The organism is Prosthecobacter sp. GW821-HT29F12 (assembly GCF_058803405.1).
In genome coordinates this window covers 5,621,946-5,645,509 of the sequence record NZ_CM179517.1, presented here as the reverse complement: position 1 = coordinate 5,645,509, position 23,564 = coordinate 5,621,946, and the positions used below count along the sequence as shown (strand labels likewise).

The window sequence follows — 23,564 nt, the reverse complement described above, 5'->3', positions numbered from 1 at the left end:
GGAAACGTAGGGTTGGTGTGGTCAGACCTTTCGGCAGACCATGTTTTACAGGATGCTGAGGCCGCCACCTCCTTTACTATGCTTTGATTTTTCCTCAGACTCGATATTGATCTAGGTTAGATCATGCAATTATTAGGTGAATGTCAATTGAATTCTAAGAAAGTCCGCTTAAATGTGACTTCACATATGGCAATCATACTAAACTCTAAATTCACCTTCCACCACCTATACCATTTTACGGATGTAAGGAACATACCGAGTATAAAAAAGCATGGCTTGCTCTCGCTCGCCGAGCTTCGAAGGCAAGATGTAAAGGTGCTTGCTCCTGGAGGAAACGATTGGAGCCATGAAGAAGATCAGCGAAGAGGGCTGGATGAATACGTCCATCTTTGCTTTTTCGATCAGCATCCGATGGAATATATAGCGAAAAAAGATGGTCATATTGCGGAAACAACTTTCCTTAAAGTATCCCCCGATATCTTGAGAAACAGTGAATTGCGTTTCACACGTGAGGTGGCTAACAAATCTGGCTCTAAACTGTTGACGCTTGAGGAAGCCGTCGATCTACTTGATTTTGAAGTGATCGGAACCAGAACAGACTGGAAAGACACTGGAATACAGCAGCGACGGAAGGCCGCAAAAAAATATGAGATACTTGTGCCAAAAACCGTTCCTGTTAACATGATAAGCTTTACCTAATGGCTGAACGTCCCATTTTTCTATCTAGCACCACGGGTGATCTGTTTGTGCAAGAAATCTCGTTGTCGTTCCACTGGAACCCAGGTTTCGCTTCTGTCCAAAAGCAAAAAAATGTTGCAGCCTTACATGCCGCTGCGGCAGAAATCGGATACACCCCCATCCTTGAGATTTCCACTAAGTCAGAACATCGACTTGGAGTCCGAATGAGTGCATTTAACCTTAAAATAGAGATGCCAAGTGGTGAATCAATTCCTCTTGAATGCGCATTTCAAGGCAGCAAAGTTTTCGAGCATGGGGGGCCTTTTCGGGATATATATAATTTCGAAAGTCGGGAAGCAAAAAGAGATGATCGAATGCGATCAAATGGAAAAATCATAGGATTTGATTTTGATGGCATCAAAATTCCTAGTGAGCCCAAAACCGCTTTCTATGATTGGTTGTATGTGCGTGCGCTAGCTCCTCACTGTGAATTCTTGCAATGTTTGAACTCCTACGCTGGCTTTAGTGACATTGAATTTAATCCCGAACGTTCATTAAATTGTCAGGCAAGGTCAGCGGCGCTCTTTGTGGCATTGGAAAAGAGAGGACTTTTGAAAAGGGTCGTCGACTCTCCCGACGTGTTTATAGAAACAGTGAGATCTCGCATGGAGTACACCACGCCATCTAGAGATTCCGGAAAAAAAGGTAGCGAAAGCAGAGAATTAGAACTCGGAGAGTGCATTCAGCCTGTTATTCTTCCACTTATAGAAGCTGTTACCAGTCTGGAAGAACTGAATGTTGTGCGTGACAAGGTTAACGAGATTATCATGTGGATTAACACACAGAAAAAATAGTTAACATAAAATGATAGGTCTTCACCCTGCTGCAGCCAGAATCCCCGCCGCTTTGTGCAGGGTTTCTTCGTACTCGTGCTGGGGGATGGAGTCGGCGACGATGCCGGAGCCGACGTGGAAGGTGATTTGGTTGTCCTTTTGCACGGCGGTGCGGATGGCGATGTTCCACTGGCTGCGGCCGTCGAAGCCGAACCAGCCGATGGCGCCGGTGTAGAGGCCGCGGGCGTGGGGTTCGAGTTCGGCGATGATTTCGCTGGCGCGTTTTTTGGGTGCGCCGGTGATGCTGCCGCCGGGGAAGCAGGCGCGGAAGGCGTCGACGTGATCGACATGCGGGCGCAGGATGCCGGTGACGGTGGAGACGAGATGAAACACCTGGGCGAAGCTTTCCACGCGCCAGAGTTCCGGGACGGCGACACTGCCGAATTCGCAGACCTGGCCGAGGTCGTTGCGTTCGAGGTCGGTGATCATGAGAAGTTCGGCACGCTCTTTGGCCGAGGTGGTGAGCTCGCGCACGGCGGCGGCGTCACGTTCGGGATCAGCAGCGAAACGCGGACGTGTACCTTTGATGGGACGGGTGGCGATGCGGGAGCCCTGCATGCGGAGGAAGAGCTCGGGGGAGGCGGAGAGGACGGTGGTACCGGCCAGTTGCATGAAGGCGGCATGCGGGGCGGGGGAAACGGCGCGCAGTTTTAAATAGAGAGCCAGCGCGTCGGCGTCCTGTGGCCAGGCGGCCTGCCAGGGATAGGACAGATTTACCTGGTAGATGTCCCCGGCGGAGATGTAGCGCTGGGCACGCTCGACACTGTGAATGAAGTCTGCGCTGCTGACGCCGGGTGTGAAATGAAGGCGTGGGGCGGCTGCAGGCTGGCAGGGGGAGGGCTGCCACTTAAAATCGCCGAATTCGAACCATTTTGCGGTGTCATGATGATAAACGAGGCCGTGGGGGTAGATGCCGAAGGTGAAATAACCGTCATAACCGACCCAGCCGTACAAACCGCCTGCCGAGGCCCGGGGAATGCGCAGTGCGGTGCGCACTTTTTCCCAGTCCCGGTCGATGTGGCCCCGCAAAACGGCGACAGGCTCGGCGGTAAGGACGGAAACCGCGCCGGGTGCCGCCAGAGACGAATCCATCCACACCAAGCCCTCGCGATGGCACAGTTGCGCCGCGATTTCGGCGGGTGTGAAGGAAAATGCACACGGCCGGTAGTGCGGTGACGTTTCAATGGCATGAGAAAACAGCGGCAGGGAGTGACCTTCCGGCATTTTGAACGAAGAACCCTGAAACATTGACACTAGGAGGCCCAAATCGTACCATGAGCGTCTTTTTCAGCAACTTGTGACTCCTCCATCTACCATTCTGTCTTCCGAGCGTGATCGTTCTACTGCGGTTGCGATGGGGACGCTATGCGTGCTGGCGGTGGTGCAGCTCAGCCTGGCGTTCAAACTGCTCACAGCCCACCCATCTCCTGCGGCGGAACAGAGCCCCATGGCAGCCGCGCCGACATTGCCAGCGCCTGTGCCTAGCATGGTGCCGGAGATCGGCCAGATCGCCATGCCACCGAGTGCCGTCACTGCTCCACCCCTGCCGGGGTCTTTGATGCCAGCACCACCCGCCGCGCCCCCTGTTTCGAATGCTCCGCCGCCCATCGGCTCCTTCGACAAAATCGGAGCTGCGGCGCCCATGTCCGCCCCAGCGTACATGCCCCAAGCTCCGCCCACCGCCGTGACGCCGGTTATTCCTGCGGCACCTGCTCCCGCCCTGCCCGGGACTTCTCAGACCTTCGCACCTGCTCCTGCCATTCCTGGGACTTCTCAGAATTCCGCCCCTCCGTCAGCATCTGGCACTCAGGCGTCAGGGTTCAAGACGACTGCACCGACTGGACCCAACTCCAAACCCGACGCCGCCACGGCACTGCTGCGGGATGTGAACTACGTCATCACGGCGGCCAAGGAACTCCGCGGCCTGAGCGACATGCAGGGAACTTTGGAGCTGCTGCGCAAGGCGGATGAACTGACGCCGGATCATCCGGCCATCATTGCCGAGATGGCGCAGACCTACGAACAGATGGGGATCACGGCCAAGGCAACGGACGCGTGGCGGCGCATTCAGCTTCTCGGCGCCACGAAGGCGGGCAGTTATTTTGAACTGGCCTCACGACGGCTGGGCGCGGGTTCGGCAGCGGTGTCGGCACCTGCATTATCGGCTGCCTCCGGTGCGGACGGTGAAAAGTTTCTGCGCCTTGGCGCCTGCCAGGCGATCCGTGATTTCCAGGTCCCCTCCGGCGAACGCTACGTACTGCACGTCCCCATCTCACGTGCGGGCAACCGTCCGATCAATTCGCAGGAGCTGAATCTTGAAGTGTTCTTTTTTGACCGAGTGAACAACCAAACAGTGGCGCAGACCATCGCCCCTGAACCGGTCGAATCCTGGCAGTCCGCCCCGGTGGACTGGAACGGCACCGGCGAGGAGCTGCTGGACGTCGTTTATCATCTGCCCGCCCTTTCCCCCGCCGAAATCCAGCAGCATGGACGCCGTTCGTACTACGGGTACATGCTCCGGCTCTACTACAACAACAAACTCCAGGATGTGGCTGCCGAGCCCCGCGATCTCCTGGAGTTCGGAACCACACCCGGCGCTGCTCCTGCGGGTGTGAATCCGCTGCTCCCGCCGATGGGAAAATGATCGCCACTGACATGCCCGCATGACTCTTTTGTTTGTTGATTCCAATGCCGCACTGCGCGGCACCCGAACCATCTGGCTCAGGGACAACCTCCCTGGGTACACCGTGGTTGATTTTGCCAGCCCGTCCCTGGCGGCTGCGTGGGTGGCGAAAGCCGACTCACTCGACATCCTCGTGACCGAGGCGATTTTTCAAACGCAGGAAACCGGCTTTGCGCTGCGCGACACGGTGCGCGCACGCTTTCCGCAGACACGAGTGCTTTTCACCACCCGCTACGACTTGACCGGATTTGAAGACCAGATCGCCGACGGCCTGGTGCTCAAGGATGCACCGTACACGCCGGAGAAACTGCTGGATCGTGTGCGAGCGCTGCTGACGCTGCCGGTGGAGTCCAACGAACCGCCGCCGGTCATGGTGCCGGGCACCGTGCTGGGGAACTACCAGGTGCTGGAGCGGCTCTACATTGAAAGGGAGTCTGAAACGTACCGCGCGCTGCAGATCACCGTGCAACGACCCGTGGCTCTGGTGCTGCTGAAGCCGGAGTTTCTGAAGCAGCCGGATGTGGTGGCGAAGTTCAAGGAACGTGAGCGGGTGAAGGCCTCGCTGATGCATCCACGCATCGCCCCGCTGTATGAGGCGGGTGAGACGAACGGCTGGTTGTTTTACACGCGCGAACTGCCGCGCGGCCGCAGTTTGTCGGAGATCGAACTGACGGATGAAATGCTGACCGAGCGGCGCCTTGCGGAGGTTTTGTTCGGAGTGGCGGAGGCCATGCAGTTTGCCACGGAGCGTGGCTACCATCATCGCAGCATCTCGCCGCGAGACATCTACATTGATGCGGACCATCAGGCCAGCATCGTGAATTTCTTCCGCCCGGCCGTGGCCAAAAAGCGCGATCCACAGGCGGATGTGAAAGCTTTTCTGGACCTGATGCGCCCCATCGCGGCAGAGGGCAAATCCCGTGGACTGCTGCAATCGCTGGCCGATGCCAACCACGACTGGAACGGACTGCTAAACGCGCTTGATGATGTGCGTGACGACATGCGTGAGCGCAGCATCGTGCGCAAGATCGAGGCGGAGACGCTGCCAGTGAACGTCAACGGCAACAAACCCTGGTGGGTCTGGGTGATGATCGTCCTCATTCTGGCGGTGGTCGCAGGCCTCGGCGCCTTGATGAACAGCAGCAACACCCTGCCAACCGCCAATGCCTCAGCGCTGCCCATCGAGATGGTGAAGATCCCAGCCGGCACATTCATTTATCAAAAGAATGAGAAGATCAATCTGCCGGAATTTTGGATCAGCAAGAATGAGATCACCATCGGCCAGTATGCGGACTTTCTGAAGGCACTGAAAAAAGCGCCGACGACAGCCTTTGATCATTCCCTGCAACCGAAGACCAAGACAAGCCACGAACCTGTGAAGTGGGGGCAGTATTATGCCGCCGCCAAAGCGGGCACCACGTTCAACGGTGAGAGCATCACGCTCAACACACCGGTGTCCCAGGTGGACTGGTGGGATGCGTATGCCTTTGCCAAATGGAACGGCCAGCGCCTGCCAACGGAGCAGGAGTGGGAAAAAGCAGCCCGTGGAGAGCACGGCCTGATCTACCCGTGGGGCAACAAGCCCAACAGCAAGGCGGCCAACCTGGGCGATGACTACGATGCCTCTCCGAAAGGCAAAGGTGGCAAGATCGACGGGTACAATCTCTGGGCACCGATCACACGCGTCACGCAGGACGTCAGCCCTTATGGTGTGTGTGACATGGCCGGGAACGTGAGCGAATGGACTGCGGGCGAAACGCAGTCCGGCGAATGGCCCTCGCACCCGGATTACATCGACATCAAGGTGCCCGTGGTGCGTGGCGGGCACTTCGGCCTGAAGAGCAACGACCAGTTGCTCACCGACAGACGCTTTCCTGAATCCGCGAACGAGGCTACACTCGCACGCGGCTTCCGCACCGCCAGCAGCACCGCCCCCGCCGCCAGCACTGCACCGCCAGCCAAACCCAAATCTTGAAGCTTATGAACCGCATCCTCCTGCTCCTGATCCTCTGCCTGTGCTGCGGCCAGGCCCGTGCTCAATATGTCACGAATCTGACCCTGCTGAAAAATCAATTCCTCACGGGCGAGCCGGTGGTGGCCGTGGTGAGCATCACCAATCGTTCCGGCGCGGATGTGATCGTGGGCGGCCATGGCGCACCCGACTGGCTGCAGTTTGAGATCACCCAGTCCACCGGACAGCGGCTGGCCCCTGTGGGAATCAGTTCGGAAGATCCCATCACCCTGCCTGCAGGTGGCACGACCAAGCACACGGTGGAAATTTCCGGCGGCTATTCCACGTCCAGCCTGGGGACCTTCACCATTCTTGCGAATGTGCTGCATCCCCTCTCCGGGCAGTACTTCATGTCCAATAAACTGCGCATGACCATCACGGACTCCAAGCCGAACATGTTTGACCAGCCGTTTGGCGTGCCACAAGGCTTCGATGGCGCCGGGCGTCAGCGCCGCTACCAGGTCATCCTGTTTCGTGAGCTGGATGATTTGCAGCTCTACTGCCGCATCACGGATGACCGCAGCGGGGCCTACATCGCCACATTCCTGCTGGGGCCTGCGATGATGGCGGTGCAGCCGCAGATCAGCATTGATGTGCATAACAAGCTGCACGTCTTGTTCCTGGCGATGCCGCATGTTTTCTGCCATGTGGTGGTGAACCCGGATGGCAAGGTGCACCAGCGCACGTACTACAAAGATCCGGAAGGCAACCGGCCCACCCTGGTCATGACTCAAGGCGGAGCGCAGGTGGTCGGGGGAGCACCTTTTGACCCCGGTGCGCCTCCTCCGCAAAGGAAAGCCCTGCGCAAAGCCTCCGAACGTCCTTCGGCAGAAATGGGCACGGTGCCGAAAGCGAAGAAATAACGCTAGGACCCGAGGTTCTGCGGGCGTTATGCATGCCCATGCATTTTCGTTTCTCCCTCTGCCTTGCCCTTTCTTTTGCGCTAAGCGCCCTGCACGCTGCCGACCCCAAACCGGCGGCGAAGGCCAATGCCAATGGCCCGAAATGGAAAAAGCTCACGCCGCAGACCCCGGCCGGATTCACGCTGAAGACGATCGAGGTGGCCAAGTATCCTGAGCACACCGTGGAGCTGTACGTTTATGTGCCGGAGGCGGCGGGAACGTGGCCCTGCATTCTGGACATTCATGGCGGGGGCTGGAAGGCCCGACAGGTGGAGGCTGACAAGCCGATGATGGAGCGCCTGGCCCAGCGCGGCTTCGTGACCGCGCTGGTGAGCTACCGCCTTTCCACCGAAGCGAAATACCCTGCGGCGCTGCACGACTGCAAGGCCGCGCTGCGCTGCCTGCGTGCGCATGCGCAGGAGCTCAAAATTGACCCTGAACGCATCGGCTGCATGGGCGGCTCTGCGGGCGGACATCTCTCCGGACTGACGGCGATGACAACGGGACTGCCCGAATTTGAAGGTGAAGGTCCATTCAAGGATCAATCCAGCGCGGTGAAGGCCTGCATCGTCATGGCGGCCACGCAGAACCTGGTGGACTCCAACTATTTCCAAAAGAACGAGAGCGCGATCCTTTTCTTCGGCGGCAATGCGCTGGAGAAACCGGAGGTTTACAAAGAAGCCTCGCCCATCAATCACGTGCGCGCCGGGGTTCCGCCGACGATTTACATCGAAGGGGAAAAAGACACTCTCAAGGTGGGCCGTGCGGAGATGATGGAGAAGCTGAAGGCACTCGGCATCGAAACCGCCGTGCATACGCTGAAGGACGCGCCGCATCCATTCTGGATGAGCGATCCGTGGTGCGCGGAGACGGTGGACATCGCCGCGGCATTCTTCAAGAAGCACCTGGGCGAGCCGGTGGTGAAGTGAGGGGTGCGACAGGGCTGTGCCTGCGATGATGCCCTCTGATGCCTGATCCTTGACGTCAGGCACCTGAACGGTAGCAATGCCGATGAGCATCTCTTACCGCATCCTGGGGACCGCTGGCGGGGATAACGCTCTGCTGGTACAGGTCGACAGCGGACAGGCGGTCGAACGCCTCCTGTTCGATTGCGGTGAAGGGTGCGTTTCGGATCTGCCGTTTGCCGACATCCAGGCGATTGATCACCTGTTCTTTTCGCACCTGCACATGGATCATGTGGGAGGATTTGATTCGTTCTTCCGCTGCATATTCAACCGTCAGACCAAGCCAAACCGGATCTGGGGGCCGCCGGAAACCATCCGCATCCTGCAACACCGCTGCCAGGGGTTTTTGTGGAACTTGCATGAGGAGATGTCGGCGACCTTGCGTATCTCCGACATCCATCCCGGGCAGATCCACACGGCGCGTTTGGAGCTGCGTGAGGCCTTCGCGGTCGCCCATGACGAAGGAGCGCAGCCGTATGTCCGGACTATCTGGGAAGGTGCTGGATGCGCCGTGGATGCTGTCACGATGGACCACCGGACCCCCACGCTGGCCTACGTGGTCCGTGAGAAGGCGCGGCGGAACATCGACACCACCCGGCTGCCGTCCCTGGGCCTGCGGCCGGGGTCTTGGCTGAAGCAGTTGAAGGAGTCGTCGAGCAGCGCCGAGGTGGTGGTGATCGACGCTGTGACGCACTCGATGGACGAACTCCGCGAGCGATTGATCGTCGAAACGCCCGGGGACTCGATCGCCTATCTGACGGATTTCATGCTGGATGAAGCGGCGATGGAGCGCTTGACCAATGCCTTGCGTGGCTGCCGGGTGATGATCTGCGAAGGGCAGTACCGCCACACGGACATGGAGCTGGCCAGGAAAAACTTCCACATGACCACGGTCCTTGCGGCGACTCTGGCGCAACGGGCGCAGGTCGAGGAACTGGTGCTGTTCCACTTGTCGGATCGATACCAGCGCGCCGACTGGTTGGAGATGCTGCAGGAAGCCCGGCAGATCTTTCCGAAGAGTGGCTACCCGCCGCACTGGAACCTGGAATCGAACGCCGAACCAGCCACTGCAACAGACCGGGGCCGCTGACTGTTAGCTGGCAGACCCTAGCGCCCGGCGGGCTGGCCGCAGGGCTTCATCCTTCCGCTCTTCATGAGCGGCCTCGGGAACTACTTCGGCTTCGGCAGGGCCTGAACGAGCAGATTGTAGAACTCGTTTTCCTCGTGGGTTTCGCCGTCGCTTTTGAGGATGTTTTTGACCACGCCGAGCACTTCCTTTTGCGCGGTCTTGGTGGTGAAGGCCTGAGCCTTCTCATTGATGTAATCGAACATGGCGTCGTCGCTCTCGGCGGCCTCACGGGCGCGGGCCAGGGACTCGTCGATGAAGAGGCTCTTCGGGTACTCCGAATCCCAGCCTTCGGCGACGAAGGCGGACTCCAGCAGACGATCTTCGGTCAGTGAGATGTGCGCGTCGGCATAAATGGAGAGACTGAGAATGTCGAACAGGGCTTCGCGCTGGGGTTGGTTCATAAGGGCCTATTTTGCAAACATGCTGCTGCTGATCAAGCGCACACTTCATCCCACTGAAATCTTCAGCGTCTGGAAGGCTCCTGACTGTGAGCCCGCATGAATGGCAGCCTCCACTTGGGAGCCATTGACCGTGACCACAGCGTAGCCTGCTGAATCGGCATATTCGAAGGAGGTGACCTGCTGGCGCTCGGTGGCGTAGATCTCACGCCGCTGCTGTGCGGTGTCGGGTGCGTGTTTTGGTTCGAGATTGACCTGATCGCCGGTGTAACCGGCCATGCCGTGCAGCTCATCTTTTGGTTGTTGATTCAAGGCTGAGACCACGCTGCTCACTGCGAGCTGTGAGAAACTTTTGCCACCGGCCATCCGGGTGAGAGCGCTGAATTTATGGAGGTGGCCGCCGAGCACCATGGCCTCCTGCTGGCCGAGCAGATCGAGCAGCTTGGCGCGCTGTGCTTTCGTTTTTTCGCCTGCGTAGAGGTGCCATGTGGCCCGTGCGCCGTAGGGGACGACGGGGGGATGGATGATGACGAAGAGATGTTTTGATATGCGCTTTGCGGCGACTGCCTCCAGCCATTCGAGGCTGGTCTTGTCATAGGCATCGAAGAAGGCGAACTGCGAGTCTCCGTAGCTTAAGGTATGATTTGCCTGGGTGTGGGTGGTGGTGGGATCAAGGCTGCGGGCTTGCTGGGCCATGAAGGGGAGGAGCACTTCGTCGAAGGCTTCCTTGGCGCCGTCGCCTGTCACATCGTGATTGCCTTTGGTGAAGACGAAGGGGACGCCGAGGTCTGCCTGCGCGACAAAGGCCAGGGCCTCGCGGTTTTGACGCGCTGAGAGCTCGGCATTGCCGCAGAGGCCTTCGACGAGATCGCCGACCTGGAGTACGAAGGCGGGTGGTGCGGCGGAGTCACGCAGGGCGGCGATTTGTTGCTTCACGGCTGCAAACATGCCGGGCATGACCTCGCTGGTGAGGCGTGAGTAGTTTTGGATCTGGCTCAAGTCGCCTGCGTGGTGCTCCTGCAGCCACTTCATGTCGTGGTGGGCGAGGCTGTCGTAGTGCAGATCTCCCAGCAGGATGAATGAGAAGGGTTTGGCGCTCTCGGCTGCGGGGAGACCCAGGCATGGCAGAGTGGCGGCGCCGCAGGTTTGCAGGAATCGACGGCGGGAGGGCATGCCGCATTAACGCTGCGGCGGCATTTCATCGTTCACCCGCTTGGCTCGGCTCCGAAATCGTCATTCGTCATTGCTCCATCTTGACCTTCCGTCCAACCTCTTGATTCCTTGCCCCCGCCCATGTCCGACGCCAGCACCACTCCCATGATGAAGCAGTACCTCGCCATCCGGCGCGAACTGCCGGAGGATGTGCTGCTGTTCTTCCGCCTGGGGGATTTTTATGAGCTGTTCTTTGAGGATGCGAAGACGGCCTCGCCGATCCTCAATGTGGCGCTGACGAAGCGCAACGGGGTGCCGATGTGCGGGGTGCCGCATCATTCATCGCAGGGGTACATCGCGAAGCTGATCAAGGCGGGCAAGCGGGTGGCCATCGCGGAGCAGACGACGGACCCGGTGCCGGGGAAGATCGTGGAGCGTGCGGTGTCGCAGGTGCTGAGCGCGGGGACGATCAACGATCTCAACCTGCTGGACTCGAACCGATCGAACTACCTCGCGGCGGTGTTTCGCGAGGGGAAGAAGCTGGGCCTGGCGTATGTGGACCACACGACGGGTGAGTTTGAGGTGGCGGAGTTCAAGGACACGACGGAGCTGGCGGATGAGTTGGAGCGACTGCAGGCGAGCGAGCTGCTGTACAGCGAGGAGCAGGGGGACTTGATCGCGGCGCTCGGCAGTCCGAGCTGTGCGCAGCCGATTGAAGGTTATCTGTTTTTGATTGATCAGGCACAGCACAGCCTGACGCAGCATTTCAAGGTGCAGTCGCTGGATGGCTTTGGCTGCCAGGGGCTGAGTGCGGCGATCGGTGCGGCGGGCTGCATTTTGCAGTATCTGCAGTTTCAACTGCGGCGCAGTGTAGATCATATCCAACGCCTGCGTTATGCGCAGATCAGCGATGTGGTGCTCATTGATGCGGCGAGCCAGAGCCATCTGGAGCTGGTGACGGCACGCGGTGGCAATGCGCACACGCTGCTGAGCGCGCTGGACCGCACCTGCACGCCGATGGGTGCGCGCAAACTGCGGCACTGGGTGCTGCACCCGCTCAGAGATCTGGAAGCGCTGACGCAGCGGCAGGACATGATCGCGGCGCTGCTGGAGGAGAGCATGCTCTTCAGCCAGATCCGCACGCTGCTGAAGGAGGTGCGCGATTTGGAGAGGACGAGCTCGCGCCTCAGCCAGGGCAGCGGGAATGGGCGTGATCTACTGATGCTGGCGTCTTCGCTGGAGGTGGTGCCGGCTTTGCGGGCGGCGCTGGAGCAGCTCATCGCGGAGAAGGGTGCGGAGTCGCTTGCTGAAGGAGGGATCAAGATGATCCCGCTACTGCTCGCGCGGCTGCATGATCTCACAGGGATCTCGCAGGAGATTCAGCGTGCGATCGCGGATGAGCCGCCGATGCAGATCAAGGAAGGCGGGGTTTTTCGTGAGGGCTATCTCCCTGCGCTGGATGAACTGCGTGCGGCCTCGACGCTGGGGAGACAGTGGATCGCGGATTTGCAACAGCGTGAGATTGAGCGCACGGGGATCAAGAGTCTCAAGATCAAGTACAACGCGGTCTTTGGGTACTTCATTGAGATCACCAAAGCGAATGTGGGCAGTGTGCCCGCAGACTACCACCGCAAGCAGACGACGGTGAATGGCGAGCGCTACATCACGGATGAGCTGAAGCGGATGGAGGACAAGATCCTCGGCAGCGAGGAGCGCAGCAAGGCGCTGGAGTATGAGGAGTTTCTGAGTCTGCGTGGCCGTGTGCTGGAGCATCTGGCGCACATTCAGGAGACGGCGGAGACGATTGCGATTTTGGATGCGGTGGGCTCGCTGGCGGAAACGGCGCGGTTGTTTAACTACACGCGGCCTGTGCTGAATGAGACGCGCAATTTGTTCATTCGTGATGGGCGGCATCCGGTGCTGGATCAGAACCTGACGAGCGGTGAACGCTTTGTGCCGAATGACATCACGCTGGAGCCGGAGGAGAGCCGGCTGATTTTGATCACTGGGCCAAACATGGCGGGGAAGAGCACGTATCTGCGCATGACCGCGCTACTCACGCTGATGGCGCAGATAGGCAGCTACCTGCCGGTGTTCAGCGCAGAGGTGGGGCTGGTGGATCGCATCTTCACGCGCATCGGCGCGAGCGATGACATCGCGCGCGGGCAGAGTACCTTCATGGTGGAGATGAACGAGACGGCTCTCATTCTGAACAATGCGACAGAGCGGAGTTTGGTGATCTTGGATGAGATCGGGCGCGGCACGTCAACGTTTGATGGACTCAGCATCGCGTGGAGCGTGGCCGAGCACATCCATGACAAGGTGGGCGCACGGGCCTTGTTTGCGACGCACTACCATGAGATCACGGCGCTGGCGCAAAGCCGCAGTGCGGTGAAGAATTACAACGTGGCGGTGAAGGAGTGGAACCAGCAGATCATCTTTCTGCGCAAGATCATGCCGGGCTGCGCGGAGAAAAGCTATGGGATCCAAGTGGCGCGGCTCGCGGGTCTGCCGGAAGGCGTGATTGAGCGCGCGAAGGAAGTGCTGCAGCAGCTTGAGGCGGGGCATCAGCCTGCGGAGAGTGTGAAGGAGGTGCCTGTGGCGACGAGTGTGCCCGCGAAGGTGCGGAAGAAGGCGGTGAGTGACGCGGACGCGGGGCAGATGGTGTTGTTTGGGTGAGAAAAGCTGACAAGCCAAATACTCTAGCTAAAGTTGAGAATAATTCTTTCTATCCTCGTAGACTCAAATGGCCCTCCGAAAATATAAAATCCTCGTTCTTGGAGCGGATGGCTTCAATGCAAACAACGAATTGGCAAAGGTCGTCTCGTGCACATGGGAAAACTTAGATAAGGCACCCAATCCACGTGATTTCGATACTGTTATAGTTAGCTGCTTTGTTGAAGATCCGGAAGCTATTGACTGGGATCCTTTACCCAATTTGCTCAACCCGGAAGCTGTTCGCAATATTTTGTTTCACGATGGGCAGATCATTGTAGTCGGAGATCCAAGATTTAACATTAATATATCGGGCCAACACTCGGAAACTGCATTTCTCAAATGGACTGGCCTTGGTTTTTCGTGGCACGACAGTGGAGGTGACACAGTTCACGTGAATTCGGGCAAAGAATTTCAAAAATACTCCACTTATCTTCAATCCCTGAAAAAATGGGACTTTTCCTTGGAGTCTTGCAGACTAAGTTATAAGGCACCCAGCGATGACCCAAATATTTATGAAATAATCAAGGCTGATGGTTTAGCATCAAATCGGTACAACCATTACTTAGCTTTTGAAGTCACATTGACGAAGATGCAAAATGTGCCTGATCGTGGGTGCATAATTCCAACAAGGAAAGCATCTGGTAAGTTTGTCTTTCTTCCTACTATTTCCGCTACCATCGAAGAGACTCTTCGCATAATTCTTGGAGAATTGTGCGGATTCAGTGCAGCTATTCAAGAGCCACTGTGGGTAAAGAGCTTGATTGCTCCCGGTCAAAAAGAGGTAGATCAACAGATTTCAAAAATTCGTAGCGAAATTGCTGCAATGAATGAAACCCTCGCTTCGCTTGAAGTTCTCCGTGAAGAAAAGCGAGCTTGTCTCAAACTACTGTATGAAAGAGAATTGATTCTCGAACCAATCGTTTGGTCTATGCTTCGGACCCTGGGCGCTAAGGTTGAGGAGCCAGAAGAAAAAAACAAAGAGGATGGTTGGATCACCGTGCAGGTTGGAGATAAAACGTATGAAGGTGTGCTTGAGATCAAAAGCACTAAAAATGACTGCTTGGGTGAAGATGGACGCAAGCAGCTCTTAGACTGGATAAATAGGGGGATTGAACTGCGCCGTAAGGTTTACAAAGGCATTTTCATCGGAAATAGCGCTGTTAGTAAGCCTCTAAACGAACGACCGTCTCCATTCTCTGATAACTGGAAAACATCTGCTGAGTTAAGCAAGATCTGCGCACTCACCACATCTGATGTCTTTACGGCCTATGAAGCGCATTCTAACAGTTCACTGAATGTGTCTGCTTTTTGGAAAGCAATTTTTGAATGCAATGGCACTTTCTCTTTCGCTGACTTCCTGTCAGGTCAAGCGTTAGAATCTTAGCTTCGTTTCGCTTTCTGAGGTCTGCCTGCTTGGCATCCCAGGTGCGCAAAGTGTAGTCATCGATGGACTCCAGGTCTTCGATGGCAGCCTGAGCCAGACGGAAGGTCATGCGGCCTGCCTGCGATTGCGGAAGTGATTCATGAAAGCGTCACGATCCATTTCGATGGCTTCGCCACGATCCAACTGATCAAAGCCCAAGGCGGCTTCCTGGCGTAACAGTGCCTGCGCTGATTCCCGTGACTCCATCTGCCGCAAGGCGTCGCGCACCACTTCGCTCTCATCCGCATACATCCCGGAGGCCATTTTCCTGGCCAAAAGAGCATCCAATGCCGGTGGTAGTGTGATGGTCATGCTCAACGAAATGACACAAAGTTAACCGACTGCAAGCTCTCACAAGGAGACCGTATCGACCGCCTGACAGGCCGGCTATCATCTCTGCAACGACCGGTCCACCAGGCCTTCGTAGATTTTGCGGCGTTCGTCGAGGCCGAGGCCTTGGTTGCGGAGGCCGAGCATTTGTTGGTTGATGGTCTCGCGCTGGGAGGTGCTGAGGCGGGAGAGTTTGGCGACCATCTCGGGGGGCGGGGCCTTGGGGTAGCCGTCTGAGGAGAAGCCTTCCTTGTAGTTCACGGCGGCGGCTTTGGCCTCGTTGAGCTGGGATGATGTGAGCGGTGGAGCGTTGCCACCGGAGGTGCCGGAGCTGCTGCCGCCTGATTTGGATCGAGGAGGTCTGGGCGGGGGCTTTTGGTAGCGGACGGAGATGACTTCGCCACCGGGGATCTGGATCTTGGCGGACCAGGTTTGAATTTCAGCGGAATTGCCGCCGACACCGACGAGCTGCCAGCCTTGGAAGTTGGGGGTCTTGGAGACAACGTGTGACTCGAAGGTTTTGGTGTCGAGCAGGGTGGCGAAGGTGTCTTTTTCGAAATGGGCGACACCGGTGAGGATGAGTGAGTCGGAAACGCCGAGGGAGCGGGTGAAGGGGGAGTTTGTGACGAGCGCGTCAAAGTCTTCCATGTTCACCGGACGCGGGATCGCACCATCGTCATCAGGTGAAATGGTCTCTGCGGCATGCAGCGTCACCGCCATGCACAGGCCAAGGAAGAGGGCGCAAGGCACCTGCTTCATGGAGTTCCCTTTCTTCCTCATGGGGTGAAGTACGGCGGGAACGGCAACGAACCATCACGGCAGCTTCTGAAATTCCGACCAGCCTTCCCAGGCGATGCGCTGGAGGTCGGCGCGGTCTTTGTCGGAGAACTTGCGGGTGATGGGGTTGCCGTCGCGGTCCTTGGTCTTGTCGTGGGTGGGAGTTTCCATGGTGCGGATGTCGGTGACGGAGTCGATGGGGAGGCCGACGGGGCTTTGCTGGAAGATGGCGGCATACAGAGTGCATGCTGTGAGGTAGGCCATGGTCTGATTGAGATGGGCGTCATTGATGAAGCGCAGCGTGAGATCGGGGCGCTGGGTCTGGCAGCGCAGGGCGACGAGAGCCATGGGGGCGACGGCGGCATCAATGCGCTTGGCGAGTGCGGCGATGGCGCGCTCTTTGGCCAGGATGGGAGCGGGATCGGGGACCTTGGTCAGGGGCTGCGGGTTTTGCGTGTTGGGTGTGGTCTCGTAGAGGATGACACGTGCGCCCTGGGCTTTGGCGAGTGCGGCGAACTTGGGTGCGTATTCGGCATAGAGTGTGGGATCGCCCTCGATGTCATCGCGATACGACTGAAGGACGATGATGTCCCAGGGTTTGCGGTTGGCCTCGAGCTTGGCGAGCACTTCGGCATGACGTGCGAGGGCGCTTTTGGCGTATTTGTCCTTGGGGTCTGCGGCATCTTTTTCGAGGGCGGCGATGGTGGCTTTTTCCTCGGCTTCGGTGAGGGTGGACTGTTTGACGATGTTTTGGGTGCCTAGCCGCCAGTGGTCCTTGAGTGTGCGGCCACCGTAGATAACATCGGTGCGGTTGAAGGTGAGGCCCAGGTTGCCGGCCTCCGCCATGGCTTTCACCACGGTGGAGAGATTGTGGCGGGCGGTGAAGCTGTTGCCGATGAAGAGAACGTTCAGTGTTTTTGCTTCGCCGGCCGCTCCGGCCGCCATGGGAAGTGAGAGGAGCGCGAATGCCCAAAAGGCGATGTGATGGAAGCTGCGTGTCATGGTCGGAGGAGTGGGAAGTCGCGAAAACGCGACGGCGGCGTTTTGTCTCTCACTGATTCGGTATGATGGCGGTGAAACTTCCGATGCAAGGAATGCAGCGCCCGGTAGTTTATCAAACAAGTCCACCCACCCAAATCCCTCATGACCACACGCCGCCATTTTCTTCACACTGCTCTGGGGTTTACCGCCCTGCCATCATTTGCGCGTGCTGCGGCACCGGGAGGTGTCAGTCTGGGTTTCAGTTTGTATGGGATGAAGACGCTGACTCTGAGCGAAGCGTTGAAGGTATGCGCGGAGATCGGCTATGCGAATGTGGAGATGGCTCTGAATGCGGGGTTTCCCACGGAGCCGAAGGTTTTCACGGCGGAGGCGCGGGCTGAAGCGGTGAAGCAGCTTCAGGCGCTGAAGCTGGACCTGCCCTGCCTGATGGTGAATCTGAGCCTGACGGCGGATGACAAGGCGCATGCGCTGAACCTGCAAGGCATCAAGGATGCGGCGCAGGTGGCACGGGACATGAACGCCGCGCAGCCGCCAATCATCGAGACAGTGTGCGGTGGGAAACCAGCGACGTGGGAGCAGCAGAAGTCGGGCATGGTGGAGAAACTGCACGCCTGGTCGGAGGTGGCGGAGAAGGAGAAGATCGTGATCGCGATCAAGGCACATGTGGGCAGTGCGGTGAACTCGCCGGAACGACTGCTGTGGCTGCTGGAGCAGGTGAAGTCTCCGGCCATTCAGGTGACGTATGACTACAGCCACTTTGAGCTGCAGGGCATCGACATGGAGGAAAGCATGAAACTGCTGCTGCCGCGCACGAAGTTCATTCATGTGAAGGACGCGACGGGTGATGCCGCGAAGTTTCAGTTCCTGCTGCCGGGCGAGGGGAAGACCGATTATGTGAAGTATTTCACGGCGCTGAAGCAGCATGGCTACCACGGACCCGTGGTGGTGGAGGTGAGCGGGCAGATCTTCAGCAAGCCGGGGTATGAGCCGATTGCAGCGGCGAAGAAGTGCTATGGGGTGCTGGCGGGTGCGCTGGCGAAAGCATGAAGACTGCTGACTCCACCAAGGGTTTGTGGAGAAACGTGGTTGAGAGTCCGGCAGCGACGTTCAATGTTGGGACGCATGCCTTTACCGAAGAAGCCCAGGCAATCCATCGTCAAGGCGGGTCATGGTTTTGACCAGCTGCTGAGCCAGTTGCGCGGGCTGATTCTGGAATCCCGAGCGCAGCTGCTGCGCGCTGTCGATGTGATGCAGGTGCGCACCTGCTGGGAGGTGGGCCGTCATATCGTGGAGTTTGAGCAAGAGGGAGCGCAACGGGCTGAATATGGAGCGGGCCTGCTTAGACGGCTGGCAGACAAGCTGACAACGGAGTTTGGCCGTGGATATGATGACTCGAATCTGAGGCAGATGCGGCTGTTTTACAGGGCATTTCCAATTTGTGACGCAGTGCGTCCTGAATTGAGCTGGACGCATTACCGCCTTCTTCTGCGCGTGGATGATGAAGCAGCCCGTGAATGGTATGTGCGTGAGTCCATCGCGCAGAACTGGAGCACGCGTGCTTTGGAACGGCAGATGGGCAGCCTTTACTATGAGAGGCTGCTGAGGAGCCGGGACAAAAAAGCCGTGAAGGCGGAGGCGGTGAAAAATCTGGCCTTGGAAACGCCCAGCCCGCGCGACTTTATTCGTGATCCGATCGTGCTGGAGTTTCTGGGACTGCCCGGCACAGGCAAGCTGCTGGAGTCGAATCTGGAAGACTCGCTCGTCAGCAATCTCCAGTCCTTCCTGCTTGAGCTGGGCAAGGGCTTCGCGTTTGTGGCGCGGCAGCAACGCATCAGCACGGAAACGAAGGACTTCTACGTGGACCTGGTTTTCTACAACTACGTGCTGAAATGCTTTGTCCTCTTCGATCTCAAAACCCGGGAGCTGGAGCATCAGGACATCGGCCAGATGGACATGTATGTGCGCATGTATGACGAGCAACATCGGGGGCCGGGAGACGGACCCACGGTGGGCATCATTCTGTGCGCCCACAAGGATGCCAGCGTGGTGCGCTATTCCGTGCTGCACGGTCATGAACAGCTTTTTGCCAGCAAATACCGGCTCGTGCTTCCCAGTGAGGACGAACTGCGGGCCGAACTGAATCGTGAAATGGAGATTTTTGCGCGCGAGCAGAGATTGCAAGACAAGCCCACCCCGACACGATCCAAGAAAAGAACTCCCAGCCGCACGCGACGTGCTCGCTGAGCCAAGCACACCCATTTCTATTCCAACACTTAACCTACCAACCCTCTCATGACTCGAAGCACTTTCCTCAAATCCACCGTGGCCGCCAGCGGGCTCGTCGGTGCTATTCAAAATCTGCCTGCGGCTGATGAGCCAAACGGAGCTGCGCGGGAGTATTTTGAAATTCGGAAGTATACGCTCAAAGCACCCGAGAAGCAGAGTGTGCTGGAGGCTTACCTGAAGGATGCGGCGATCCCGGCGTTGAACCGTCTCGGCGTGAAAAACGTGGGGGTGTTTCTGCCGGAGAAGGCGGAAGGGACGCCCGTGGTTTATGTAGTGCTGCGGTACAGCTCGCTGGATCAAATCGCGAAGAGTGCGGATTTGCTGGCAGACGCGGCCTTGCAGAAGCAGGGCGCGGCCTATCTGGATGCACCGGCGACGGATACCGTTTATGAACGCGTTGAAAGCTGGCTGACGCAGGGCATTGCAGGCATGCCTGCAATGGCGGTGCCGGAGAAGGGAAGCCAGGTTTACCAGCTGCGCATCTATGAGAGCCCCAGCGAGAAGACGGGGAAAAAGAAAATCGAGATGTTCAACATCGGCGAGCTGGCGATCTTCAAGCGCAGCGGACTTAACGCTGTTTTCTTTGGCGAAACCATCGTGGGACCGCTGATGCCCAACCTGACCTACATGCTGAGCTTCAGCGATGCCGCAGCGAAGGATCAGGCCTGGAACACCTTCCGCGTCGATCCGGAATGGACGAAGCTCAAAACGACGCCCGGCTTCACGGACAAGGAGATCGTGTCACGCATCACGAACCTGGTGCTGGTGCCGACAGCGTATTCACAGATCTGAGGAGCCGGGATGACCCCGGCTCCTGCTTCACGGCGGCTCAAGATTTGTTCGCCTTGGCCAGCACGTTTTGGAGTGTCTTGGCGAACTCTTCGGAGGAGGTGCCGCCGACTTGTTTGGCAACCTCCTTGCCTTCGGCATTGAGGAACTCGATGTGCGGGATGCCGTTGACGCCGTATTTGTTGGCGACGCTTTCATTGCGTGCATCATCGATGTCGATGTAGGCCCAGACGAACTTGTCGTGGAAGGCCTTCACCTCGGCGCTGGGATAGACGTCATGTTTCATGGCCTGACAGGGCGGGCACCAGGCAGCGGAAAAGACGAGGATGACCGGCTTGCTGGATTTTTTAGCGGCGCTCATGGCGGCGGTGCTGCTGTCTTTGAAGTCCGGGCTGCCTTTCGGGAAGTCGCTGGCCAGGGCGAGGCTCGAGGCGGCAGCGAGGATGAGGAGGATGGTTTTTTTCATGGTTTGGGGGGTATTAAAGGGAACGATTCATGAGATGTGCTGGGGGCGTTTTTTATTCCCGGATTCTGCGTCAGATCGAAGAATCTGGTGGTGGCTGATGTGCATTGACTTGCCAGCAGGCTGCCTTAACCCGTGGGCTATGAGCATCTCACAACTTCCGGTTCTTCTTGTCAGTGCTTCCCTTGCCCTGACGTTTTCAATTCAATCCGGGATGGCCAATGAGGCCTTCTTTTCGAAGGACGGCAGGACAGTGACGATGGGGCTCGGAAGCCGGGGCCGCTCCGGGCTGGTGCAGGTGGACATTGCCACGGGAAAGATCACGCAGGCGCCTTTGCCAGCAGAGCTGAAGGACGAGAGCATCGAAAGCGTGGCGGCAGGCAGCGAGGGTGAGACGCTGTTTCTTGCCAAAGAGGGCGTGTGGGTATGGACGCCCGGTGCAGCGAAGCCAGTGAAACGCGTTTACGCCACGGCACCGGTGGTGGGCGCGACGGATTTGTTCGTGGTCACGGTGCCGGGCACGCCGCTCACGGATTGTCTTTTTGTCAGTGGCAATGAAACCGCTGACGCGACGAGCATGGGGACTTTCTATGGTCGCAAACCAGGCGGCAAGCATCCCTTTCTGTCCATTTTCTGCCGCCGCGTGAGCAGCGCGACTGGCGGTGTTTTTTCCAACGACGGCCGTCTGTTTTTCATCAGTGACGGCGATGTGTGGGAAGGTGGCATCCAGGTGGATGACGACACGGGCACCGAGCGTCTGGGCACGCTGGTGGGAGCGCGCATCGCGCCTTTGGCCATCATGAACACGGATGAAGCCAATGGCGGCAGCATGTGGGTGCAGCATGTGGCTCCGGCAGGAAAATGGATCTACGCTCAGCTGCGCGGACATCACATGTCCGCGATCCTGCGTACGCCGCTGCCTGCCAAGCCCATGTACGCGCCGACCTCCAACGATTCTCCGAGCGCGAAAGATCAGCTCGATGCCATGTCCTACTCGCTGAACAAAACCGAGGTCATTACGGATGACATGGAATACGCGGCCGGGTTCTGTGCCACTGAGATTGGCGGCACGCCGCGGGTGTTTTTCTGCGGAGATGCGACGGAGGAAAACAAAGGCCCCGCGCTGATGCTGTGGGAAGGCACGGGCAAGCCGCGTGTGATTGGCTACCTGCCGCAGGAGTGAGCTGAATCAGGTGCTAAAAAACACAACGCCCGGAGAAAACCTCCGGGCGCTGCAATGATCAGGTTTCTTGAAGGTCGTTCCGACTCTCAATGCATGCCATGATGGCCGCTGTGATGCCCGCCACCCGAGTGGCTGGGAGCGCCACCGCCTGATGGAGCGGATGGAGCGCCGCCAAATCCACCAGGCGAACCGCCGCCGGATGAGTGGCTGCTGTGGTGGTGGGAGCTGCCGCCGAAACCGGAGCCTCCGGAGGGTGCTCCACCGCCGAAGCCACCGCTGGAGTGGTGCGTGGTGCCGCCACCAAAGCCGCCACCACCGAAGCCACCACCGAAGCCACCGGAACTGCCGCCTGCATGGTGCGTGCTGCCACCGGAGTGATGAGAGCTGCCGCCAAAGGAAAAGGGAGCGCTGGAAAAACCACCGCCGGAGTGACCGGACGAGTGGTGCTGGTGATGACCGTAGGAAGGAGATGAGTACCCGCGGCTGGAGTGGTGCGAGGGAGCGCCCACGAATGAAGCGAAGCTGGGCGTGGAGTAAGAGCGGTTTGAATAACCGGAATAGGGCCGTGAGCTGTAGCTGTTAAAGCTGTTGTAAGACACCACCGGCCGCGAGTTGTAGCCGCCGCCGTAGTAGCTTGGCCGGGAAGAGTACCCACCGCCATAACCATAGCCGGAAGCGTAAGGGCCAGCGAACTCCTCGCAGGAGGTCAGAGAAATAGCGACGGTCAGTGAAGCGAGCAGAAGTGAGAGCGATTTGATTTTCATAATCCTCACCTCCGACGCGTAGGCTCAAAGCTTATTCATTCGATTCTTGCGGAACATGATTTAGGCCGGACAAGCCGCACCAAGCCTCTCCCACTACGGGGCCAGTTCAGCCGCCAGGGCCGTCGCTTCCGCGAGGAAGGCCTCTCCCAATGGCGAAAGGCGTCCTGTCCAAAGCGCTCCGAAGCAAAGCGGCGGGAAATCGTCCAGCGCGAGTGCTTTCACATGGGCGGGAAGTTCAATGCGCGGATGGCGCAGGATCAGGCCTGCACCAAAACCTTCGACAACGTAGCGCAGCACGAGATCGAAGCTGCCGACTTCGAGACTGGGCAGCCATTCGACACCGCGCTGGCGCAAGGCGGCCTGAAAGGAACGCGACACCACATCTTTGGCCTCCAAGGCCACGAGCGGCAGATCAATGCGGTCCTTTTCAAAAATCTGCTCGGCCTTGGTGATGCCGCTCTGCTTGGGTACCAGCAGGGCCATCGGCAGACGGAGGAGCTCGCGTGATTCGATGTTGGCCACGGTTTTTTCCATGAGGGTGCCAAATCCGATGTCCACCTCTTGTGCGGCCAGCAGGGTTTCGATCTCCTGCTGGCGGCCATGGGTGAGGGTGAAATGAAACCCTTTCACCCGCCGCCGCATGCGGCCGAACAGTTCCGGCAGGTAGTCCCGCTGCACGACTTCTGCGGAGGCGATGCGCAGCCGGTTTTCACCGCCGCCGCGCAGGCGGTCTCCCATCTCGGTGAGGCCACCGAAGAAGGGCGCGATGAAATCATAGAGCGTCTGCCCTTCGCGGGAGAGCTGGAAGGGGCGCCTCTGATACAGGGTGACACCAAGCGCATCTTCGAGCTGGAGAATCTGGGCGCTGATGGCCGGCTGCTGAATGCCGTAGGGCATGGCCCGGGCCGCCGCACTCACGCCGCCGTGACGCGCCACATAGTAGAAAAGTTCGAGGTGATGGACGTTCATGTAGGTGAAAGGCTATACGGTTTATCAATGATGCCACGTGGAAATATCA

At 58.3% G+C, this 23,564-nt stretch carries 22 protein-coding genes; 13 read left to right on the top strand and 9 right to left on the bottom strand.

Going from position 1 to position 23,564, the window contains the following annotated elements:
• The first annotated feature begins 123 nt into the window (after positions 1 to 123).
• Positions 124 to 699, top strand: coding sequence for a DarT ssDNA thymidine ADP-ribosyltransferase family protein (locus tag AC3RLQ_RS23430; protein WP_493031084.1), 576 nt, complete (start codon positions 124 to 126; stop codon positions 697 to 699).
• Complete coding sequence (locus AC3RLQ_RS23425; protein ID WP_493031083.1) at positions 699 to 1,532, top strand: DarT1-associated NADAR antitoxin family protein; 834 nt, start codon at positions 699 to 701, stop codon at positions 1,530 to 1,532. Before AC3RLQ_RS23430 ends, AC3RLQ_RS23425 begins: the two co-directional genes overlap by 1 nt.
• 21 nt (positions 1,533 to 1,553) lie before the next feature.
• Here AC3RLQ_RS23425 and AC3RLQ_RS23420 read toward each other — a convergent pair whose 3' ends face one another.
• Positions 1,554 to 2,795, bottom strand: a complete 1,242-nt coding sequence (locus tag AC3RLQ_RS23420) for an anthranilate synthase component I family protein (protein ID WP_493031082.1) — start codon at positions 2,793 to 2,795, stop codon at positions 1,554 to 1,556.
• Between the two features lie 73 nt (positions 2,796 to 2,868).
• Here AC3RLQ_RS23420 and AC3RLQ_RS23415 point away from each other — a divergent pair, with 73 nt between their 5' ends.
• The 5 genes from AC3RLQ_RS23415 to AC3RLQ_RS23395 all read left to right on the top strand — a co-directional run bounded on the left by AC3RLQ_RS23415 (position 2,869) and on the right by AC3RLQ_RS23395 (position 9,222).
• Positions 2,869 to 4,215: a hypothetical protein gene (locus tag AC3RLQ_RS23415; protein WP_493031081.1), complete on the top strand. Its 1,347-nt coding sequence runs from the start codon at positions 2,869 to 2,871 to the stop codon at positions 4,213 to 4,215.
• Positions 4,216 to 4,234: 19 nt separating this feature from the next.
• Positions 4,235 to 6,229: an SUMF1/EgtB/PvdO family nonheme iron enzyme gene (locus AC3RLQ_RS23410; RefSeq protein ID WP_493031080.1), complete on the top strand. Its 1,995-nt coding sequence runs from the start codon at positions 4,235 to 4,237 to the stop codon at positions 6,227 to 6,229.
• 5 nt (positions 6,230 to 6,234) lie between these two features.
• Entirely contained in the window at positions 6,235 to 7,128 is an 894-nt protein-coding gene (locus AC3RLQ_RS23405) for a hypothetical protein (RefSeq protein WP_493031079.1), read from the top strand.
• 38 nt (positions 7,129 to 7,166) lie between these two features.
• The gene (locus AC3RLQ_RS23400) at positions 7,167 to 8,096 is read left to right on the top strand and encodes an alpha/beta hydrolase fold domain-containing protein (RefSeq protein ID WP_493031078.1); all 930 of its coding nucleotides are present in this window, start codon (positions 7,167 to 7,169) and stop codon (positions 8,094 to 8,096) included.
• 82 nt (positions 8,097 to 8,178) lie between these two features.
• Entirely contained in the window at positions 8,179 to 9,222 is a 1,044-nt protein-coding gene (locus tag AC3RLQ_RS23395) for an MBL fold metallo-hydrolase (RefSeq protein WP_493031077.1), read from the top strand.
• Positions 9,223 to 9,302: 80 nt separating this feature from the next.
• Here the strand turns inward: AC3RLQ_RS23395 and AC3RLQ_RS23390 are convergent, their stop codons facing one another.
• Together AC3RLQ_RS23390 and AC3RLQ_RS23385 are read right to left on the bottom strand one after the other, a co-directional pair.
• A complete protein-coding gene (locus AC3RLQ_RS23390) occupies positions 9,303 to 9,662 on the bottom strand; it encodes a hypothetical protein (protein WP_493031076.1) in 360 nt (119 codons plus the stop codon).
• A 45-nt stretch (positions 9,663 to 9,707) separates the two neighbouring features.
• Positions 9,708 to 10,832 (bottom strand): metallophosphoesterase family protein, encoded by a 1,125-nt coding sequence (locus AC3RLQ_RS23385; protein ID WP_493031075.1) that lies wholly within the window; start codon positions 10,830 to 10,832, stop codon positions 9,708 to 9,710.
• Positions 10,833 to 10,952: 120 nt separating this feature from the next.
• Between AC3RLQ_RS23385 and mutS the strand changes: the two genes are divergently transcribed.
• Both mutS and AC3RLQ_RS23375 read left to right on the top strand, forming a co-directional pair.
• Complete coding sequence (mutS, locus tag AC3RLQ_RS23380) at positions 10,953 to 13,490, top strand: DNA mismatch repair protein MutS (RefSeq protein ID WP_493031074.1); 2,538 nt, start codon at positions 10,953 to 10,955, stop codon at positions 13,488 to 13,490.
• Between the two features lie 67 nt (positions 13,491 to 13,557).
• On the top strand, positions 13,558 to 14,913 hold the full coding sequence (locus tag AC3RLQ_RS23375) for a hypothetical protein (RefSeq protein ID WP_493031073.1): 1,356 nt from the start codon (positions 13,558 to 13,560) through the stop codon (positions 14,911 to 14,913).
• A gap of 105 nt (positions 14,914 to 15,018) precedes the next feature.
• Here the strand turns inward: AC3RLQ_RS23375 and AC3RLQ_RS23370 are convergent, their stop codons facing one another.
• The 3 genes from AC3RLQ_RS23370 to AC3RLQ_RS23360 form a co-directional block, all read right to left on the bottom strand.
• Complete coding sequence (locus AC3RLQ_RS23370; protein WP_493031072.1) at positions 15,019 to 15,264, bottom strand: type II toxin-antitoxin system ParD family antitoxin; 246 nt, start codon at positions 15,262 to 15,264, stop codon at positions 15,019 to 15,021.
• Between the two features lie 78 nt (positions 15,265 to 15,342).
• Complete coding sequence (locus AC3RLQ_RS23365; protein ID WP_493031071.1) at positions 15,343 to 16,041, bottom strand: hypothetical protein; 699 nt, start codon at positions 16,039 to 16,041, stop codon at positions 15,343 to 15,345.
• 54 nt (positions 16,042 to 16,095) lie between these two features.
• A complete protein-coding gene (locus AC3RLQ_RS23360) occupies positions 16,096 to 17,061 on the bottom strand; it encodes a hypothetical protein (RefSeq protein ID WP_493031070.1) in 966 nt (321 codons plus the stop codon).
• Positions 17,062 to 17,202: 141 nt separating this feature from the next.
• Here AC3RLQ_RS23360 and AC3RLQ_RS23355 point away from each other — a divergent pair, with 141 nt between their 5' ends.
• The 3 genes from AC3RLQ_RS23355 (at position 17,203) to AC3RLQ_RS23345 (ending at position 20,139) form a co-directional block, all read left to right on the top strand.
• Positions 17,203 to 18,108 carry a sugar phosphate isomerase/epimerase family protein gene (locus AC3RLQ_RS23355; RefSeq protein WP_493031069.1) on the top strand — a complete coding sequence of 302 codons (906 nt, stop codon included), beginning with the start codon at positions 17,203 to 17,205 and terminating at the stop codon, positions 18,106 to 18,108.
• Positions 18,109 to 18,183: 75 nt separating this feature from the next.
• A complete protein-coding gene (locus AC3RLQ_RS23350) occupies positions 18,184 to 19,305 on the top strand; it encodes a PDDEXK nuclease domain-containing protein (protein ID WP_493031068.1) in 1,122 nt (373 codons plus the stop codon).
• Between the two features lie 48 nt (positions 19,306 to 19,353).
• Complete coding sequence (locus AC3RLQ_RS23345) at positions 19,354 to 20,139, top strand: NIPSNAP family protein (protein WP_493031067.1); 786 nt, start codon at positions 19,354 to 19,356, stop codon at positions 20,137 to 20,139.
• A gap of 37 nt (positions 20,140 to 20,176) precedes the next feature.
• On the opposite strand, the gene AC3RLQ_RS23340 is transcribed toward AC3RLQ_RS23345, so the two are convergent.
• Positions 20,177 to 20,602 (bottom strand): thioredoxin family protein, encoded by a 426-nt coding sequence (locus AC3RLQ_RS23340; protein WP_493031066.1) that lies wholly within the window; start codon positions 20,600 to 20,602, stop codon positions 20,177 to 20,179.
• 211 nt (positions 20,603 to 20,813) lie between these two features.
• On the opposite strand from AC3RLQ_RS23340, the gene AC3RLQ_RS23335 reads away from it, so the two are divergent.
• Positions 20,814 to 21,782 carry a hypothetical protein gene (locus tag AC3RLQ_RS23335; RefSeq protein ID WP_493031065.1) on the top strand — a complete coding sequence of 323 codons (969 nt, stop codon included), beginning with the start codon at positions 20,814 to 20,816 and terminating at the stop codon, positions 21,780 to 21,782.
• A gap of 86 nt (positions 21,783 to 21,868) precedes the next feature.
• On the opposite strand, the gene AC3RLQ_RS23330 is transcribed toward AC3RLQ_RS23335, so the two are convergent.
• Positions 21,869 to 22,546: a hypothetical protein gene (locus AC3RLQ_RS23330; protein WP_493031064.1), complete on the bottom strand. Its 678-nt coding sequence runs from the start codon at positions 22,544 to 22,546 to the stop codon at positions 21,869 to 21,871.
• A gap of 93 nt (positions 22,547 to 22,639) precedes the next feature.
• Positions 22,640 to 23,515, bottom strand: coding sequence for a LysR family transcriptional regulator (locus tag AC3RLQ_RS23325; RefSeq protein WP_493031063.1), 876 nt, complete (start codon positions 23,513 to 23,515; stop codon positions 22,640 to 22,642).
• Positions 23,516 to 23,564 lie beyond the last annotated feature (49 nt).

Excerpts from the sequence above, each read along its gene's own strand:
- AC3RLQ_RS23430 (WP_493031084.1), top strand. The coding sequence starts at position 124 with ATGCAATTATTAGGTGAATGTCAATTGAATTCTAAGAAAGTCCGCTTA.
- AC3RLQ_RS23425 (WP_493031083.1), top strand. The coding sequence starts at position 699 with ATGGCTGAACGTCCCATTTTTCTATCTAGCACCACGGGTGATCTGTTT.
- AC3RLQ_RS23420 (WP_493031082.1), bottom strand. The coding sequence starts at position 2,795 with ATGCCGGAAGGTCACTCCCTGCCGCTGTTTTCTCATGCCATTGAAACG.
- AC3RLQ_RS23410 (WP_493031080.1), top strand. The coding sequence starts at position 4,235 with ATGACTCTTTTGTTTGTTGATTCCAATGCCGCACTGCGCGGCACCCGA.
- AC3RLQ_RS23405 (WP_493031079.1), top strand. The coding sequence starts at position 6,235 with ATGAACCGCATCCTCCTGCTCCTGATCCTCTGCCTGTGCTGCGGCCAG.
- AC3RLQ_RS23400 (WP_493031078.1), top strand. The coding sequence starts at position 7,167 with ATGCATTTTCGTTTCTCCCTCTGCCTTGCCCTTTCTTTTGCGCTAAGC.
- AC3RLQ_RS23395 (WP_493031077.1), top strand. The coding sequence starts at position 8,179 with ATGAGCATCTCTTACCGCATCCTGGGGACCGCTGGCGGGGATAACGCT.
- AC3RLQ_RS23390 (WP_493031076.1), bottom strand. The coding sequence starts at position 9,662 with ATGAACCAACCCCAGCGCGAAGCCCTGTTCGACATTCTCAGTCTCTCC.
- AC3RLQ_RS23385 (WP_493031075.1), bottom strand. The coding sequence starts at position 10,832 with ATGCCCTCCCGCCGTCGATTCCTGCAAACCTGCGGCGCCGCCACTCTG.
- mutS (WP_493031074.1), top strand. The coding sequence starts at position 10,953 with ATGTCCGACGCCAGCACCACTCCCATGATGAAGCAGTACCTCGCCATC.
- AC3RLQ_RS23375 (WP_493031073.1), top strand. The coding sequence starts at position 13,558 with ATGGCCCTCCGAAAATATAAAATCCTCGTTCTTGGAGCGGATGGCTTC.
- AC3RLQ_RS23370 (WP_493031072.1), bottom strand. The coding sequence starts at position 15,264 with ATGACCATCACACTACCACCGGCATTGGATGCTCTTTTGGCCAGGAAA.
- AC3RLQ_RS23365 (WP_493031071.1), bottom strand. The coding sequence starts at position 16,041 with ATGAAGCAGGTGCCTTGCGCCCTCTTCCTTGGCCTGTGCATGGCGGTG.
- AC3RLQ_RS23360 (WP_493031070.1), bottom strand. The coding sequence starts at position 17,061 with ATGACACGCAGCTTCCATCACATCGCCTTTTGGGCATTCGCGCTCCTC.
- AC3RLQ_RS23355 (WP_493031069.1), top strand. The coding sequence starts at position 17,203 with ATGACCACACGCCGCCATTTTCTTCACACTGCTCTGGGGTTTACCGCC.
- AC3RLQ_RS23350 (WP_493031068.1), top strand. The coding sequence starts at position 18,184 with ATGCCTTTACCGAAGAAGCCCAGGCAATCCATCGTCAAGGCGGGTCAT.
- AC3RLQ_RS23345 (WP_493031067.1), top strand. The coding sequence starts at position 19,354 with ATGACTCGAAGCACTTTCCTCAAATCCACCGTGGCCGCCAGCGGGCTC.
- AC3RLQ_RS23340 (WP_493031066.1), bottom strand. The coding sequence starts at position 20,602 with ATGAAAAAAACCATCCTCCTCATCCTCGCTGCCGCCTCGAGCCTCGCC.
- AC3RLQ_RS23335 (WP_493031065.1), top strand. The coding sequence starts at position 20,814 with ATGGCCAATGAGGCCTTCTTTTCGAAGGACGGCAGGACAGTGACGATG.
- AC3RLQ_RS23330 (WP_493031064.1), bottom strand. The coding sequence starts at position 22,546 with ATGAAAATCAAATCGCTCTCACTTCTGCTCGCTTCACTGACCGTCGCT.
- AC3RLQ_RS23325 (WP_493031063.1), bottom strand. The coding sequence starts at position 23,515 with ATGAACGTCCATCACCTCGAACTTTTCTACTATGTGGCGCGTCACGGC.